General features: G+C 57.5%; 14 protein-coding genes. 6 read left to right on the top strand and 8 right to left on the bottom strand.

Features of this window, described 5'->3' with window-relative positions:
* Positions 1-22: 22 nt before the first annotated feature.
* Complete coding sequence (hemL, locus tag AS136_RS09895; RefSeq protein WP_022065539.1) at positions 23-1,303, bottom strand: glutamate-1-semialdehyde 2,1-aminomutase; 1,281 nt, start codon at positions 1,301-1,303, stop codon at positions 23-25.
* Between the two features lie 180 nt (positions 1,304-1,483).
* Between hemL and clcA the strand changes: the two genes are divergently transcribed.
* Positions 1,484-2,902, top strand: coding sequence for a H(+)/Cl(-) exchange transporter ClcA (gene clcA, locus AS136_RS09890; RefSeq protein WP_008807364.1), 1,419 nt, complete (start codon positions 1,484-1,486; stop codon positions 2,900-2,902).
* A gap of 81 nt (positions 2,903-2,983) precedes the next feature.
* Entirely contained in the window at positions 2,984-3,328 is a 345-nt protein-coding gene (erpA, locus tag AS136_RS09885; protein ID WP_008807363.1) for an iron-sulfur cluster insertion protein ErpA, read from the top strand.
* Positions 3,329-3,413: 85 nt separating this feature from the next.
* Here erpA and AS136_RS09880 read toward each other — a convergent pair whose 3' ends face one another.
* Genes AS136_RS09880 through mtnN form a run of 3 tightly spaced genes read right to left on the bottom strand, consistent with a single transcriptional unit; the run spans position 3,414 to position 5,565 of the window.
* The gene (locus AS136_RS09880) at positions 3,414-4,037 is read right to left on the bottom strand and encodes a TRIC cation channel family protein (protein ID WP_002889277.1); all 624 of its coding nucleotides are present in this window, start codon (positions 4,035-4,037) and stop codon (positions 3,414-3,416) included.
* 36 nt (positions 4,038-4,073) lie between these two features.
* Positions 4,074-4,874 carry a vitamin B12 ABC transporter substrate-binding protein BtuF gene (btuF, locus tag AS136_RS09875; RefSeq protein WP_012542811.1) on the bottom strand — a complete coding sequence of 267 codons (801 nt, stop codon included), beginning with the start codon at positions 4,872-4,874 and terminating at the stop codon, positions 4,074-4,076.
* Positions 4,867-5,565 carry a 5'-methylthioadenosine/S-adenosylhomocysteine nucleosidase gene (gene mtnN / locus AS136_RS09870; protein ID WP_008807361.1) on the bottom strand — a complete coding sequence of 233 codons (699 nt, stop codon included), beginning with the start codon at positions 5,563-5,565 and terminating at the stop codon, positions 4,867-4,869. Before mtnN ends, btuF begins: the two co-directional genes overlap by 8 nt.
* Positions 5,566-5,648: 83 nt before the next feature.
* Between mtnN and dgt the strand changes: the two genes are divergently transcribed.
* From dgt to cdaR, 3 genes are all read left to right on the top strand, one after another.
* Positions 5,649-7,163 carry a dGTPase gene (gene dgt, locus AS136_RS09865; RefSeq protein WP_008807360.1) on the top strand — a complete coding sequence of 505 codons (1,515 nt, stop codon included), beginning with the start codon at positions 5,649-5,651 and terminating at the stop codon, positions 7,161-7,163.
* A gap of 134 nt (positions 7,164-7,297) precedes the next feature.
* Complete coding sequence (gene degP / locus AS136_RS09860; RefSeq protein ID WP_008807359.1) at positions 7,298-8,731, top strand: serine endoprotease DegP; 1,434 nt, start codon at positions 7,298-7,300, stop codon at positions 8,729-8,731.
* A gap of 168 nt (positions 8,732-8,899) precedes the next feature.
* Positions 8,900-10,057: a DNA-binding transcriptional regulator CdaR gene (cdaR, locus tag AS136_RS09855; RefSeq protein WP_002889289.1), complete on the top strand. Its 1,158-nt coding sequence runs from the start codon at positions 8,900-8,902 to the stop codon at positions 10,055-10,057.
* Between the two features lie 116 nt (positions 10,058-10,173).
* Here cdaR and AS136_RS09850 read toward each other — a convergent pair whose 3' ends face one another.
* From AS136_RS09850 to map, 4 genes are all read right to left on the bottom strand, one after another.
* Positions 10,174-10,560 (bottom strand): DUF3461 family protein, encoded by a 387-nt coding sequence (locus AS136_RS09850; protein WP_002889292.1) that lies wholly within the window; start codon positions 10,558-10,560, stop codon positions 10,174-10,176.
* Between the two features lie 107 nt (positions 10,561-10,667).
* The gene (dapD, locus tag AS136_RS09845; RefSeq protein WP_002889295.1) at positions 10,668-11,492 is read right to left on the bottom strand and encodes a 2,3,4,5-tetrahydropyridine-2,6-dicarboxylate N-succinyltransferase; all 825 of its coding nucleotides are present in this window, start codon (positions 11,490-11,492) and stop codon (positions 10,668-10,670) included.
* Positions 11,493-11,522: 30 nt separating this feature from the next.
* Positions 11,523-14,186 carry a bifunctional uridylyltransferase/uridylyl-removing protein GlnD gene (gene glnD / locus AS136_RS09840; RefSeq protein WP_012542810.1) on the bottom strand — a complete coding sequence of 888 codons (2,664 nt, stop codon included), beginning with the start codon at positions 14,184-14,186 and terminating at the stop codon, positions 11,523-11,525.
* A gap of 57 nt (positions 14,187-14,243) precedes the next feature.
* On the bottom strand, positions 14,244-15,038 hold the full coding sequence (gene map / locus AS136_RS09835) for a type I methionyl aminopeptidase (RefSeq protein ID WP_004204446.1): 795 nt from the start codon (positions 15,036-15,038) through the stop codon (positions 14,244-14,246).
* A 323-nt stretch (positions 15,039-15,361) separates the two neighbouring features.
* On the opposite strand from map, the gene rpsB reads away from it, so the two are divergent.
* Complete coding sequence (rpsB, locus tag AS136_RS09830) at positions 15,362-16,087, top strand: 30S ribosomal protein S2 (RefSeq protein ID WP_008807356.1); 726 nt, start codon at positions 15,362-15,364, stop codon at positions 16,085-16,087.
* Positions 16,088-16,089 lie beyond the last annotated feature (2 nt).

The raw sequence follows: 16,089 nt of genomic DNA, 5'->3' as shown, positions 1-16,089 counted from the left end.
CGCCACCAGGCCTTCAAGTACCTTACAGTTTGGCAAACACCCGACGGGCGGCGTCGATGGTGTTGTTAATGTCCTCTTCACTGTGAGCGATGGACATAAAGCCGGCTTCAAATGCCGACGGCGCCAGGTACACGCCTTCCTCCAGCATCAGGTGGAAGAAGCGCTTGAAGCGTTCGACATCGCACTTCACCACGTCCTGATAGCAGGTGACGGTTTCGGCATCGGTAAAGAAGATGCCGAACATGCCGCCGACGTTATTGACCACCAGCGGGATCCCGGTTTCGCGCGCCGCGTTCAGCAGGCCATCCGCCAGCTGGTTGGTCAGATCGGTCAGGGTTTCATGCACACCCGGCTGCGCCACTTCGCTTAAGCAGGCGAAGCCAGCGGCCATGGCGATCGGGTTACCGGAGAGCGTACCAGCCTGGTACACCGGGCCGGTCGGTGCCAGCGCGTCCATCACTTCGCGGCGGCCGCCGAAGGCGCCCACCGGCATCCCGCCGCCGATGATTTTCCCGAGACAGGTCAGATCCGGCTCCACGCCGTAATAAGCCTGGGCGCCCGCCAGCGCGACGCGGAAACCGGTCATCACTTCGTCGATAATCAGCAGCGCGCCGAACTCATCGCACAGCGCGCGCAGGCCCGGCAGGAACTCCGGCTGCGGCGGAATGCAGTTCATATTCCCGGCGACCGGCTCGACGATGATGCAGGCGATATCCTGTGGATATTGCTCGAACGCCGCGCGTACCGAGGCGAGGTCGTTATAGGTGCAGGTCAGGGTATGTTTCGCGAAATCGGCTGGCACGCCCGGCGAGTTTGGCTGGCCGAGGGTCAGCGCGCCGGAACCGGCTTTCACCAGCAGACAGTCGGCATGGCCGTGATAGCAGCCTTCGAACTTAATGATCTTATCGCGGCCGGTGAAGCCGCGGGCCAGGCGAATGGCGCTCATGGTCGCTTCGGTGCCGGAGTTCACCATCCGCACCATATCCATGGTCGGGACCAGCTCGGTCACCAGCTCCGCCATTTTCACTTCCATTTCGGTCGGCGCGCCAAAGCTCAGGCCGCGGGACGCCGCTTCGATCACCGCATTGCGGATAGCCGGGTGGTTGTGGCCCAGCACCATCGGACCCCAGGAGCCGACATAATCGATATAGGCCTTCCCGTCCACGTCATAAAGATAGGCGCCATCCGCGCGTTCGATAAACAGCGGCGTGCCGCCGACGCCGGTGAAGGCGCGCACCGGCGAGTTAACGCCGCCGGGGATCAGTTCGCGCGCAGCATGGTATAGATTTTCAGATTTGCTCATGGCCAGGGTCCTGGTTCGTGAAAAATGTTTTATCGGCTATTCTAAGTTATTCCAGGATGGTTATGAAAGTTTTGCCCAATTGAAACAATGTGCCGCAAGGGCATTTTTTTGACGACGCAGCGCGCCGGGACGGCTAAAATGCCTCTCTCTTCATTTGTATTACCAATAATTGATAATGGCATGAAAGCAGAAACTCCCTCTTTTGAAGCACATCAGTTCGTGCGGGTACGTCGCGGCGATGCGGTGCGCCGTTTGATTCAGCGCGATAAAACGCCGCTGGCGGTCCTGTTGATGGCGGCGGTGGTTGGCACGCTGGCCGGTCTGGTGGGCGTGGCGTTTGAAAAGAGCGTGAACTGGGTGCAGAACCAGCGGATCGGCGCGCTGGCGCAGGTGGCCGATCATTGGTATCTGGTCTGGCCGCTGGCGTTTATCTTGTCGGCGCTGCTGGCAATGGTCGGTTATTTTCTCGTGCGCCGCTTTGCGCCGGAGGCGGGCGGCTCCGGGATCCCGGAAATCGAAGGGGCGCTGGAGGAGCTGCGGCCGGTGCGCTGGTGGCGCGTGCTGCCGGTGAAATTCATCGGCGGCATGGGGACCCTGGGCGCCGGAATGGTGCTGGGACGCGAAGGGCCGATGGTGCAGCTTGGCGGCAACATTGGACGCATGGTGCTGGATATCTTCCGCATGCGCAGTCCGGAGGCGCGGCACACGCTGCTGGCGACCGGTGCGGCGTCGGGGCTCTCGGCGGCCTTTAATGCGCCGCTGGCCGGTATTCTGTTTATCATCGAAGAGATGCGCCCGCAGTTTCGCTACAACCTGATCTCCATTAAAGCGGTATTTACCGGCGTGATCATGTCGAGCATTGTGTTTCGTATTTTCAATGGCGAAGCGGCGATCATTGAGGTAGGCAAGCTGAGCAACGCCCCGGTGAATACCCTGTGGCTGTATCTGGTGCTGGGCATGCTCTTTGGTTGCTTTGGTCCGCTGTTTAACTTCCTGGTGCTGCGCACCCAGGATATCTTCCAGCGCATCCACGGTGGCAATATCAAAAAATGGGTATTGATGGGCGGGGTCATCGGCGGGATCTGCGGCCTGCTGGGGCTGATGCAGCCCTCCGCGGTGGGCGGTGGCTTTAACCTGATCCCCATCGCCGCCGCCGGTAATTTCTCCGTCGGTTTGCTGCTGTTTATCTTTATTGCCCGCGTGGTGACCACGCTGATCTGCTTCTCTTCCGGCGCGCCGGGGGGGATCTTCGCGCCGATGCTGGCGCTGGGCACCTTGCTGGGCACGGCGTTCGGCATGGCGGCTATTCCGCTGTTTCCGGCCTACCATCTCGATGCCGGCACCTTCGCCATCGCCGGGATGGGGGCGCTGCTGGCCGCCTCGGTGCGCGCGCCGCTCACCGGGATTGTGCTGGTGCTGGAGATGACGGATAACTATCAGCTCATTTTGCCAATGATTATTACCTGCCTTGGCGCAACACTACTGGCGCAATTCCTCGGCGGTAAGCCTTTGTATTCGACCATTCTGCAACGTACTCTGGCGAAGCAGGAGGCCGAGCAGGCGGCAAAAGCGCAGCAGGCACCGCGGGAGAATACTTGAACGATTTACCAGGGTATTAGATAATGGCTCAAAAGGTCCGGTTATTCTTTAACCGGCCGGAAGTATCAATGGGAGCAAAAAATGAGTGATGACGTAGCGTTGCCGCTGGAGTTTACCGAAGCCGCAGCCAACAAAGTAAAACACCTGATTGCGGATGAAGATAATCCGAACCTGAAACTGCGCGTGTATATCACCGGCGGCGGTTGCAGCGGTTTCCAGTATGGCTTCACCTTTGACGATCAGGTGAACGAAGGCGATATGACCATCGAGAAACAGGGCGTCGGCCTGGTGGTTGACCCAATGAGCCTGCAGTATCTGGTCGGCGGCGCCGTCGACTATACCGAGGGTCTGGAAGGTTCGCGTTTCATCGTGACCAACCCGAACGCGAAAAGCACCTGCGGCTGCGGTTCCTCATTCAGCGTTTAAAGCGAGTGCGACCGGGCGCCTTCTCCTCCAGCGAGAGGGAGCCAACGCGAAAAACGGTAACCTTAAGGTTACCGTTTTGCTTTTACTACCGCCCGTTATCGTCCAGGGCAAACGTCGGCAGCTTCAGGTGCCAGCGGATCGCCGCCAGACGGATCACCAGTGTCACCACCATGCCCATCATCGCCGAATTCTCCAGCGGGAGATGAAAGGTGTCGTGTGCTGTAGCGTGGACAATGCCGCCGACAATACAGGCGGTGGCGTAGATCTCGGTGCGCAGAATCATGGGAATTTCGCGCGCCAGCACGTCACGGATAATCCCGCCGCCGACGCCGGTGACCACCCCCATGCAGACCGCCACCAGCGGACCACTGCCGGCGAGAAAGGCTTTATTGACGCCGATGCCGACAAACACCGCCAGACCGACGGCATCAAGAACGGGCAGTATCCATTTCGGCAGCCGACGCGGCTGGCGGACCAGCAGGATGGTCAGCATGCTGGTGACCATCGCCACCACCAGATCGGTGGGATCTTTGACCCAGAATACCGGGCCATTCGCCAGCGCCATGTCGCGGATGGTTCCGCCGCCCACCGCCGTCACCACGCCTAACACCAGCACGCCGAATGGGTCCATGCGTAATTTTCCCGCCAGCAGAACGCCGGAGATCGCGAAGACAGCCGTGCCAATAATATCCAGCCAATAGACAAGCATCGTTGATTCCCACTGAACATCCGGTGTGCCGGATGATTATTTTACCTGGTCAAGCGCCGCACAAAGTTGTTTGGCGGCGAGGATAATACGTGGGCTTGCGCGTTCAAACCAGTCGCTGTGTAACGCAATCAACGAAATGGTGAGCTGATGTTGCCAAAAGCGCTGCGCTTCGGCAATGCGGCTGGCGTCGCCGGTCACCACGATCGCCTGCGGCTGGCGGGCCAGCACCTGTTCGCGGCTCACCTGCGGCCAGGGAACACGGCTGGTGGCAAAGATATTCTCGCCGCCGCACAGCCCCAGCACCTGATCCTGAATCGAACCGGGACCACTGGTGAATAGCGGCGCGGATCCGAACTGCAGGAAGACGCGTTTCTTCGGCGCATTGGCATAGCGCGCTTTCAGCGTATCGTATTCCTGCTGCATCGCCTGCGCCGCCTGCTGCGCTTTTTCCGGCTGCGGGCTCCACTGCGCCAGCTGACGCAAGGTGGCGATGATCTCTTCTATCGTCGAGGTCTGCACCCAGAGGACATGAATACCCAGCGACTGCAGCTGGTTAACCTGGCGTTCGGCATTGCCCCCGCGCCAGGCCAGCACCACGTCTGGCTTTAGCGCCACGATGCGCTCCAGGTTCATCCCCTGCCAGCTGGCAACCTGTTCTATGGTTTTGGCCTGCGGAGGATAATCGGAATAGCTGCTGACGCCGACCGGCGTGATCCCGGCGGCAAAGGCCAGTTCGGTATTGGCGGGGGAGAGGGTGACCACCCGCGGCGCGGCCAGTAGCCACGCCGGGGCGAGTAACAGCAGCGCGGCAAGCGCGAAGGATAGCGACTTAGCCACGTGCCAGGTTCTGTACCAGATTCTCCACCATCAGGGTGGACTGTCTGGCGGCGACCGCAAGGAACTCCTCAAAACTGAGGTGGGACTGCTGATCGGCCACGTCGGAGATGGCGCGAACCACCACGAAGGGAACCTTGAAGTTATGGCAGACGTGAGCGATGGCGGTCGCTTCCATTTCCACGGCGATTGCCTGCGGGAAATTATGGCGGATCTTCGCCAGCGCGACGGAGCCGTTAATGAAGGCATCGCCGCTGACGATCAGGCCGCGAACGGCATTGAGATCTAACGCTTTAATGCAGTCTTCGGCGGCGGCCACCAGCTTATCGTCCGCTTTAAAGCCCGCCGGGCAGCCAGGCAACTGGCCATACTCATAACCGAAGGCGGTGACGTCGGCATCGTGGTAGCGCGCTTCATCGGAGACGACGATATCGCCGACCTTCAGCGTCGGCGCGAGGCCGCCGGCAGAACCGGTATTAATGATCACGTCAGGCTGGCAGCGCTCCAGCAGCAGGGTCGCGCCCGTCGCCGCCGCCACTTTCCCGATACCAGACTTCAGCAGAGCGACGTCAACGCCGTGAAGTTGGCCGGTATAGATTTCGCTCCCGCCAATAGTGATAGTCTGGCGGTTTTCGATTTTGTCGCGCAGGAGGGTAACTTCCTCTTCCATAGCGCCAATAATGCCAATTTTCATAGATTTACTCGCGATGTGTCAGGTTTAGTTGCATAGTCTATCATGCGCTTAAGGGGAAGCGTATTGCTCGCGCGGGAGAGGCTATGGCAAAGATTGATTTTCGCAACAAGATAAACTGGCGTCGACGCTTCCGTTCGCCGCCGCGGGTGGAGACGGAGCGCGACATCCTGCGGATCTTCGAAAGCGATCGCGGGCGGATCGTCAACTCGCCGGCCATCCGCCGCCTACAGCAAAAAACCCAGGTCTTCCCGCTGGAGCGCAACGCGGCGGTCCGTACTCGCCTGACCCACTCGCTGGAGGTGCAGCAGGTGGGGCGCTATATCGCCAAAGAAGTGCTGAGCAGGCTGAAAGAGCAGAAGCTACTGGAAGAGTATGGCCTGGAAGAGCTGACCGGGCCATTCGAGAGCGTGGTTGAGATGGCCTGCCTGATGCACGACATTGGCAACCCGCCGTTTGGCCACTTTGGCGAGGCGGCGATTAACGACTGGTTTCGCCAGCGCCTGGCCCCCGGCGATGCGCTCGGCCAGCCGTTGACCGACGATCGCTGCGAGGTGCAGGCGTTACGCCTGCACGAAGGGGAAACGGCGCTGAATGCGCTGCGGCGTAAAGTGCGCCAGGATCTCTGCAGCTTTGAGGGCAACGCGCAGGGGATTCGTCTGGTCCACACGCTGATGCGGATGAATCTGACCTGGGCGCAGGTGGGCTGTATCCTGAAATATACCCGACCGGCGTGGTGGTTCGAGGCGACGCCAGCCAGTCACAGTTATTTAATGAAGAAGCCTGGCTATTATTTAGCCGAAGAAGAGTATGTCGCGCGCCTGCGTAAAGAACTGGATCTGGCACCTTACAATCGATTCCCATTAACCTGGATTATGGAGGCCGCGGATGACATCTCATATTGCGTCGCGGATCTCGAGGACGCGGTTGAAAAACGTATTTTCAGCGCCGAGCAGCTTTATCAGCATCTTTACGACGCCTGGGGCAACCATGAAAAAGGATCGTTATTCTCTCAGGTAGTGGAAAATGCCTGGGAAAAATCGCGAGCTAATTACCTGCGACAGAGCGCGGAAGATCAGTTTTTTATGTATTTGCGGGTAAACACGCTGAATAAGCTGGTGCCCTACGCGGCGCGCCGATTTATTGATAACCTGCCGGCCATCTTCACTGGCGACTTTAATCATGCGCTGCTTGAGGACGATAGCGATTGCAGCCAGCTGCTGGAACTCTATAAAAATGTAGCGATGAAACAGGTCTTTAGCCATCCGGATGTCGAGCAGCTGGAATTGCAGGGCTACCGGGTGATTAGCGGCCTGCTGGATATCTATCAGCCGCTGCTGAAATTATCTCTGGAGGATTTCAGCGAATTAGTGGCGCAGGAGCGGGTACGGCGGTTACCCATTGCCTCCCGGCTGTATCAGAAACTTTCAACCCGTCATCGGCTGGCCTATGTTGAAGCAGTAAATAAGCTGGTGCGCACGGCGCCTGAATTTGCGCTGATGGAATACTATTATCGCTGCCGTCTGATCCAGGATTATATCAGCGGAATGACGGATTTGTATGCGTGGGATGAATATCGGCGACTGATGGCGGTGGAATAGGCTGGAGTTTTGTAAAGATGGACAATAAATTTTTACTTTTTCCAGAAACTTAATTCCGGAACTTAGCGCTATAAAATGACTCTGATAGTCACGTACACAGCAACTTTCGTTATCTGATATTGAGATTGAAACTGATGAAAAAAACCACGTTAGCAATGAGTGCACTGGCTCTGAGTTTAGGTCTGGCGTTGTCCCCGCTCTCTGCGAGCGCGGCAGAAACGGCATCTTCGGCCACTAATGCACAGCAGATGCCAAGCCTGGCCCCGATGCTGGAGAAGGTGATGCCATCGGTGGTGAGCATTAACGTTGAAGGTAGCACTACTGTTAATACCCCACGGATGCCGCGTAACTTCCAGCAGTTCTTTGGCGATAACTCGCCGTTCTGCCAGGACGGTTCTCCTTTCCAGAGTTCACCGTTTTGCCAGGGCGGTGGACAGGGCGGTCAGCCTGACGGCGGCCAGCAGCAGAAATTCATGGCGCTGGGCTCCGGCGTCATCATTGATGCGGCCAAAGGGTATGTGGTGACCAACAACCACGTCGTGGACAACGCCACCACAATTAAGGTTCAACTGAGCGATGGCCGTAAGTTTGATGCCAAAGTGGTTGGCAAAGATCCGCGCTCTGATATCGCGCTGATTCAGATTCAGGATCCGAAAAACCTGACGGCGATTAAGCTGGCTGATTCTGACGCGCTGCGCGTCGGCGACTACACCGTGGCTATCGGTAACCCGTTTGGTCTGGGCGAAACCGTGACCTCCGGGATTGTCTCCGCGCTGGGCCGTAGCGGCCTGAACGTGGAAAACTACGAAAACTTTATCCAGACCGATGCGGCGATTAACCGCGGGAACTCCGGCGGCGCGCTGGTGAACCTCAACGGCGAGCTGATCGGCATTAACACCGCCATCCTGGCGCCGGACGGCGGCAACATCGGTATCGGTTTTGCTATCCCGAGCAACATGGTGAAAAACCTGACCGAGCAGATGGTGAAATATGGCCAGGTGAAACGCGGTGAGCTCGGCATCATGGGCACCGAACTGAACTCTGAACTGGCGAAAGCGATGAAAGTTGACGCCCAGCGCGGCGCCTTTGTCAGCCAGGTGATGCCAGGTTCGGCAGCCGCCAAAGCGGGCATTAAAGCCGGCGACGTGATCACTACCCTCAACGGCAAGGCGATCAGCAGCTTCGCCGCGCTGCGTGCTCAGGTCGGCACCATGCCTATCGGCAGCAAAGTTGAGCTTGGCCTGCTCCGCGACGGCAAACCGGTCACCGTTACCGTCGAACTGCAGCAGAGCAACCAGACCCAGGTGGATTCCAGCACCATCTTCAACGGGATTGAAGGGGCGGAAATGAGTAACAAGGGTCAGGACAAGGGCGTGGTGGTCAATAATGTGAAAGCTGGCACCCCGGCGGCGCAGATTGGCCTTAAGAAAGGCGACATCATTGTCGGGGCGAATCAGCAGCCGGTGAAAAACATCGCCGATCTGCGGAAAATCTTCGACGCCAAACCGTCCGTGCTGGCGCTGAACATTCAGCGCGGCGACGCCTCTATCTACCTGCTGTTGCAGTAATCGTCAGCGCAAGCGCCACAGCCCCTTCCCTCGCCGAGGGCAGGGGCTTTTTTTTCGTTCTGTGACCACTTCCACAACTCCACATATCTCGCCCCGCCTTCGGGCATATGCACAATGCAGCAGGACGGAGACTCTTTTATGCTGGTGCCCTGCATAGGGGAGGATTACATGGCTGGCTGGCATCTTGATACCAAAATGGCGCAGGATATTGTGGCGCGCACGATGCGCATCATCGATACCAACATCAACGTGATGGATGCCCGCGGGCGGATTATCGGCAGCGGCGATCGGGAAAGAATTGGTGAATTGCACGAAGGCGCGCTGCTGGTGCTTTCCCAGGGGCGGGTGGTGGATATCGACGATGCGGTCGCTCGCCATCTGCACGGCGTGCGTCAGGGGATCAACCTGCCGCTACGCCTCGAAGGTGAAATCGTCGGGGTGATCGGCCTGACCGGCGAGCCGGAGTCGCTGCGGAAATATGGCGAGCTGGTGTGCATGACGGCAGAGATGATGCTGGAGCAGTCGCGGCTGATGCATCTCCTTGCGCAGGACAGCCGCCTGCGCGAAGAGCTGGTGATGAACCTGATTCAGGCGGAAGAGCATACCCCGGCGCTGAACGAATGGGCTCAGCGGTTAGGTATCGATCTCAATCAGCCGCGGGTGGTGGCGATGATTGAGGTGGACAGCGGCCAGCTCGGCGTGGACAGCGCGATGGCGGAACTGCAGCAGTTGCAGAACGCGCTGACCACCCCCGATCGCAATAATCTGGTGGCCATTGTGTCACTCACGGAAATGGTGGTGCTGAAACCGGCGCTGAACAGCTTTGGCCGCTGGGACGCCGACGATCACGTCCGCCGCGTCGAGCAGCTTATCGCCAGGATGAAAGAGAATGGTCAGCTCCGCTTTCGCGTGGCGCTGGGCAACTTCTTCACCGGTCCCGGGAGTATCGCCCGCTCTTACCGTACCGCACGGACGACCATGATGGTGGGTAAGCAACGAATGCCGGAGAGCCGCAGCTATTTCTATCAGGATCTGATGCTGCCGGTGCTGCTCGACAGCCTGCGTGGCGGCTGGCAGGCCAATGAACTGGCCCGTCCGCTGGCGCGTCTGAAGGCTATGGATAACAACGGTTTGCTGCGGCGTACGCTGCAGGCGTGGTTTCGCCATAACGTGCAGCCGCTGGCGACATCAAAGGCGCTGTTTATTCATCGCAATACCCTGGAGTATCGGTTGAACCGTATCTCGGAGCTGACCGGTCTGGATCTCGGCAGCTTTGACGATCGGCTGCTGCTCTATATAGCCCTGCAGCTGGATGAGCAACGATAGGGAGTCGAGATAAAAATGCCGGGAGGCGGTTCGCCTTACCCGGCCTGGAGGATGCATGGCGTAAGCGGCAGATTATATTGGTTGCCCGGTCAGGCGGTGCGCCGCCGGGAACGCTGTCACTTACGGGTAAGTTTTTCCAGATCGGCTTCGATTTCGCTGATCTTATTGGTGACCACGCTTTCCAGATGGCGTAAATCGTCGAGGATTTTACGCTTGAGATCGATTTCAGTGCGATCGCGCTGGCAGATCTGATCCAGTTCGTCGATGACGTAGCGCAGATTGGGGCTGATCTCCTGGACTTCTTTGTAGCCCTGGCCGACGCCGTCGGCGACAACGGTTTTGCGCTGACGCGGGTATTTAAACTTCACGCTCTTGGCGAAGAATTCGCCTTTGTCTTTCTGAAAATAGATTTTCAGGATGTCGTTGTTAGCTTCCTGCCGCAGGCTATAGCGATCGATCTCATCAGGGTTGGTAATGCCAAGACTTTTCAGATTATCGTACATAACGGTACCTTTGATAGCATCATAACCATTGAATAATTAACGAAAAAATCCATTTTCGCCAGCATCAAATATAAAAAAAGCGGGATATCTCCCGCTTTTTATTTGCTTTAGTCGATGGTGCGCAGCAGTTCGTTAATGCCGACTTTGCCGCGGGTTTTGGCATCGACTTTCTTAACGATCACCGCGCAGTACAGGCTGTATTTACCATCCTTCGACGGCAGGTTGCCTGACACGACTACCGAGCCAGCCGGTACGCGGCCGTAGAAGACTTCACCGGTTTCGCGATCGTAGATTTTGGTGCTCTGACCCAGGTAAACGCCCATGGAGATGACGGAGCCTTCTTCGACAATCACCCCTTCAACCACTTCAGAGCGCGCGCCGATGAAGCAGTTGTCTTCGATGATGGTCGGGTTCGCCTGCAGCGGCTCCAGTACGCCACCGATGCCGACGCCGCCGGACAGGTGAACGTTTTTACCGATCTGCGCGCAGGAGCCGACGGTAGCCCAGGTATCAACCATGGTGCCTTCGTCAACGTAGGCGCCGATGTTAACGTAGGACGGCATCAGCACGGTGTTGCGGGCGATGAATGCGCCCTGACGTACCGCTGCCGGCGGCACCACGCGGAAACCTTCTTTCTGGAAACGCGCTTCGTCATAGTCAGCGAATTTCATCGGTACTTTATCGAAGTAGCGGCTTTCCGCACCATCGATAACCTGGTTATCGTTAATACGGAAAGAGAGCAGTACCGCTTTCTTCAGCCATTGATGCGTCACCCACTGACCATCGATCTTCTCAGCGACGCGCAGCGCGCCGGAATCCAGAAGGGCGATAACCTGGTTTACCGCTTCGCGGGTCACGGTATCCACATTGGCCGGCGTGATGTCGGCGCGACGCTCGAAGGCGGACTCAATAACGTTCTGTAACTGCTGCATTGTTTCTTTCCATTCACTAAAAAAAATACGTCACCCTTTATCGTTTGGATTGAGGGCCTCTGTCAACCGTTGTTGCACTTCTTGTTGTAGCTCATTATTAAGGCCACGCCGGTCGGCGGTGGCGATTATAAATAAATCTTCTACTCGCTCACCAATTGTCGTAATTCGCGCCCCGTGAAGCGAAATACCGAGGTCGGCGAACACCTGGCCGACGCGGGCGAGCAGCCCTGGCTGATCGAGCGCAATCAGCTCGAGAAACGATTTTCGATCGGTATGGGTCGGCAGGAAATTCACCTCTGTCGGCACAGAGAAGTGACGCAGTTTTGCCGCCTGACGACGCGGGGCCGGGGGTTCCCAGCTGCGCTGAGTTATCGTCTGTTCAAGACCGTGGCGAATCGCGTCGTGGCGGTCAGCGGAAAGCGGGCTGCCGTCGGGTTCGAGGACAATAAAGGTATCCATCGCCATGCCGTCGCGGGTGGTGAAGATCTGCGCGTCGTGGACGCTAAGGTTGCGGCGGTCCAGTTCGCCGCACACCGCGGCAAACAGATAAGGGCGATCCGGGCTCCAGATAAAAATCTCCGTACCGCCGCGGGTGGCCTGCGAACTCAGCAGGATCATCGGCTTATTCAGATCGTGACGCAGCAGGTTGCGGGCGTGCCAGGCGAGCTGCGTCGGCGTATGCCGCACGAAATAGTTGGCGCGGCAGCGGTTCCAGATCTGATGCAGCGCCTCTTCATTAATATTGTCCATCCGCAGCAGGGCCAGCGCCTGCAGCTGATGATGACGCACCCGTTCGCGCATATCCGGGGTGCTTTGCATGCCCCGACGCAGCTGTTTCTCGGTGGCGAAATAGAGTTCGCGCAGCAGACTCTGCTTCCAGCTGTTCCACAGCGTTTCGTTGGTGGCGCAGATGTCGGCGACGGTCAGGCACACCAGATAGCGCAGGCGATTTTCCGTTTGCACTTCCTCGGCGAACTGCTTAATCACCTCCGGATCCTGAATGTCGCGCCGCTGGGCGGTGACCGACATCAGCAGATGGTGACGCACCAGCCAGGCGACCAACTGCGTTTCGCGAGAGTTCAGTCCGTGCAGCTCGGCAAACTTCAGCACATCCTGCGCGCCGAGGATCGAGTGGTCGCCGCCACGCCCTTTCGCAATGTCGTGGAACAGGGCGGCGATTAAAATCAGCTCCGGGTGCGTTAAGCGCGGCCATAGCTCCACGCACAGCGGGTGGCGGCTGCGGGTTTCTTCTTTGGCAAAGCTCTCCAGCTTCAGCATCACGCGGATGGTGTGTTCATCGACGGTGTAGGCGTGAAACAGATCGAACTGCATCTGGCCGACGATATGTGACCACTGCGGCATATAGGCCCACAGCACGCTGTGGCGATGCATCGGCAGCAGTCCGCGGCTGACCGCCCCCTGATGGCGCAGCATGCTGAGAAAGAGCGTGCGCGCCTCCGGGATATAGCACAGCGGCTGGGTCAGATGGCGCCGGGCATGGCGCAGATGGCGCAACGTCGTGGAGTAGATGCCGGTGATGGTGCTGTTGCGTACCATCATATAAAACATCCGCAGAATGGCCTGCGGTTCGCGAATAAACAGCGTGTCGTCACGCAGATCGATAAGGGTGCCGCGCAGCTGGAAGTCATCGTCTATCGGGCGCGGTTTTTCATCCTCGGTCAGGGCGAGAATAGCCTCTTCAAACAGCTGAAGCAGCATCTGGTTCAGCTCGCTCACCCGGCGGGTGACGCGGAAGAAGTCCTTCATCATATGTTCAATCGGCTGGTTGCCGTCGCCTTCATAGCCAAGCCGGCGGGCGACGCTGAGCTGACGGTCGAAAAGCAGACGGTTGTCATAGCGAGTGAGCTCGAGATGCAGCGCGAAACGGATGCGCCACAGCTGATGCAGACACTCGTTGAGCTCATTGCGCTCGGCTTCAGTCAGAAAGCCGAAGCCGACCATCTCATCCATCGAGGTGGCGCCAAAATGACGGCGAGCCACCCACTGTAGCGTATGGATGTCACGCAGGCCGCCGGGGCTGCTTTTCACGTCCGGCTCCAGGTTATAGCTGGTGCCGTGATAGCGTTGATGACGGACGTTCTGTTCTTCCACCTTGGCGGCGAAGAACTTTTCCGATGGCCAGAAGCCGTCGCTAAAAATATGTTTTTGCAGTTCAAGGAACAGCGCGACGTCGCCGATCAGCAGGCGCGATTCAATCAAGTTAGTGGCGACGGTGAGATCCGAAAGTCCTTCCAGCAGACACTCTTCGAGGGTGCGCACGCTGTGGCCCACCTCCAGCTTGACGTCCCACAGCAGCGTCAGCAGTTCGCCGACCTTTTGCGCCTGGTCGTCCGGCAGCTTTTTGCGGCTGAGGATCAGCAGGTCGACGTCAGAGAGCGGGTGCAGCTCGCCGCGGCCATAGCCGCCGACGGCGACCAGCGCCAGATCGCAGACGGATTCAAAACCGTAGGCGATCCACAACCGCTGCAGCAGCTGGTCGATAAATTCGGTGCGCGCCGCAATGAGCTGCTCCGCGGCGATGCCGGAGTCAAACGCCTCGCCCAGCCAGTGCTGGAAGGTATCGATGTGCGCCTTAATTGCAGCACAGTTCAGATCGCCCTGCGGCCAGCTCACCGGATGTTCCGGCGGGACGGGCAGAAGAGGGGAGGCTGTGTCAGGTAATGAGTTGCTCATCGCGTCACCATAAGAAAAAACTATCTAATAAAAAAGCCGGCGGGCGCCGGCTTTTCATCATTCATCGTGCGAGATTATCGCCGGGATGGTGTCATCCTTGCGTAGCGTCAGAATTTCGCAGCCGTTGTCTGTCACCACAATAGTATGCTCGTACTGCGCAGACAAGCTCCGGTCTTTAGTTTTCACCGTCCAGCCGTCTTTCATGCTGCGGATCTCTTTTTTACCCGCGTTGACCATCGGCTCGATGGTGAAGGTCATGCCGGGTTTGAGCACAACGTTGGTCTCCGGTGAGTCGTAGTGCAGCACCTGCGGCTCTTCATGGAAGCCGCGGCCGATACCGTGGCCACAGTATTCGCGCACCACGGAAAAACCTTCGGCTTCAACGTATTTCTGGATCGCCGCGCCGATGGTGCGCAGGTTGATCCCCGGCTTCACCATTTTCAGCGCCAGATACAGGCTTTCCTGAGTGATGCGGCACAGGCGCTCACCGAGAATCGTCGGTTTACCGACGATAAACATTTTGGAGGTGTCGCCATGGAAATCATCTTTAATGACCGTCACGTCGATGTTAACGATATCGCCATCTTTCAGCAGTTTGCCGTCGTCAGGGATACCGTGGCAAACCACTTCGTTGACCGAAATGCAGACGGACTTCGGATAGCCGTGATAGCCGAGGCAGGCGGAAATGGCCTTCTGCTCGTTAACGATATAGTCGTTACAGATGCGGTCCAGTTCGCCGGTGCTGACGCCAGGTTTAACCCAGGGTTCGATCATTTCCAGCACTTCAGCGGCCAGGCGGCCGGCAACGCGCATTTTTTCAATGTCTTCAGATGTCTTGATAGAGATAGCCATGGAGTATGTCCAGCAGTGTCGATATTTTCGACAATAATAGAGTAAGTCCTGCCAATGGTAACAGTCCGGGCAGGCTGGTGCCAAATTGAGAATCATTAACAGCACGTGGCGTCAACAAGAGTTGGTGTCTGGGCGGATTTTGTGGTATAAAGCGCGCCGGACTTCCGTTCCATCTCAGATACACAAGGATGGGACGTAAGCGACATACTCATATTGTGTAAATAACACACACGTATCGACACATATTCCGGGGTGCCCTTTGGGGTCGGTAATATGGGATACGTGGAGGCATAACCCCAATTTAATCTATAGAGGTTTTAAACATGGCAACTGTTTCCATGCGCGACATGCTCAAGGCTGGTGTTCACTTTGGTCACCAGACCCGTTACTGGAACCCGAAAATGAAGCCTTTCATCTTCGGCGCGCGTAACAAAGTTCACATCATCAACCTTGAGAAAACGGTACCGATGTTCAACGAAGCTCTGGCTGAGCTGAACAAAATCTCTGCCCGTAAAGGCAAGATCCTGTTCGTGGGTACTAAGCGCGCTGCAAGCGAAGCGGTAAAAGAAGCTGCTAACAGCTGCGACCAGTTCTTCGTGAACCATCGCTGGCTGGGCGGTATGCTGACTAACTGGAAAACCGTTCGTCAGTCCATCAAACGTCTGAAAGACCTGGAAACTCAGTCCCAGGACGGTACTTTCGACAAGCTGACCAAGAAAGAAGCGCTGATGCGCACTCGTGAGCTGGACAAGCTGGAAAACAGCCTGGGCGGTATCAAAGACATGGGCGGCCTGCCGGACGCACTGTTCGTTATCGACGCTGACCACGAGCACATCGCTATCAAAGAAGCAAACAACCTGGGTATCCCGGTATTTGCTATCGTTGATACCAACTCTGATCCGGACGGCGTAGACTTCGTTATCCCGGGTAACGACGATGCAATCCGCGCAGTAAGCCTGTACCTGGGCGCTGTTGCTGCTACCGTTCGTGAAGGTCGCTCTCAGGACCTGGCTTCTCAGGCGGAAGAAAGCTTCGTAGAAGCTGAATAATA

The organism is Klebsiella sp. D5A (genome assembly GCF_001620885.1).
Classification (GTDB): domain Bacteria; phylum Pseudomonadota; class Gammaproteobacteria; order Enterobacterales; family Enterobacteriaceae; genus Klebsiella; species Klebsiella variicola.
Note: the sequence above shows the minus strand (reverse complement) of the source record. Positions and strands in the feature narration are given on the sequence as shown.

Bases quoted from the DNA above. Each gene is read 5' to 3' on its own strand.
- hemL (WP_022065539.1), bottom strand. From the start codon at position 1,303: ATGAGCAAATCTGAAAATCTATACCATGCTGCGCGCGAACTGATCCCC.
- clcA (WP_008807364.1), top strand. From the start codon at position 1,484: ATGAAAGCAGAAACTCCCTCTTTTGAAGCACATCAGTTCGTGCGGGTA.
- erpA (WP_008807363.1), top strand. From the start codon at position 2,984: ATGAGTGATGACGTAGCGTTGCCGCTGGAGTTTACCGAAGCCGCAGCC.
- AS136_RS09880 (WP_002889277.1), bottom strand. From the start codon at position 4,037: ATGCTTGTCTATTGGCTGGATATTATTGGCACGGCTGTCTTCGCGATC.
- mtnN (WP_008807361.1), bottom strand. From the start codon at position 5,565: ATGAAAATTGGCATTATTGGCGCTATGGAAGAGGAAGTTACCCTCCTG.
- dgt (WP_008807360.1), top strand. From the start codon at position 5,649: ATGGCAAAGATTGATTTTCGCAACAAGATAAACTGGCGTCGACGCTTC.
- degP (WP_008807359.1), top strand. From the start codon at position 7,298: ATGAAAAAAACCACGTTAGCAATGAGTGCACTGGCTCTGAGTTTAGGT.
- cdaR (WP_002889289.1), top strand. From the start codon at position 8,900: ATGGCTGGCTGGCATCTTGATACCAAAATGGCGCAGGATATTGTGGCG.
- AS136_RS09850 (WP_002889292.1), bottom strand. From the start codon at position 10,560: ATGTACGATAATCTGAAAAGTCTTGGCATTACCAACCCTGATGAGATC.
- dapD (WP_002889295.1), bottom strand. From the start codon at position 11,492: ATGCAGCAGTTACAGAACGTTATTGAGTCCGCCTTCGAGCGTCGCGCC.
- glnD (WP_012542810.1), bottom strand. From the start codon at position 14,186: ATGAGCAACTCATTACCTGACACAGCCTCCCCTCTTCTGCCCGTCCCG.
- map (WP_004204446.1), bottom strand. From the start codon at position 15,038: ATGGCTATCTCTATCAAGACATCTGAAGACATTGAAAAAATGCGCGTT.
- rpsB (WP_008807356.1), top strand. From the start codon at position 15,362: ATGGCAACTGTTTCCATGCGCGACATGCTCAAGGCTGGTGTTCACTTT.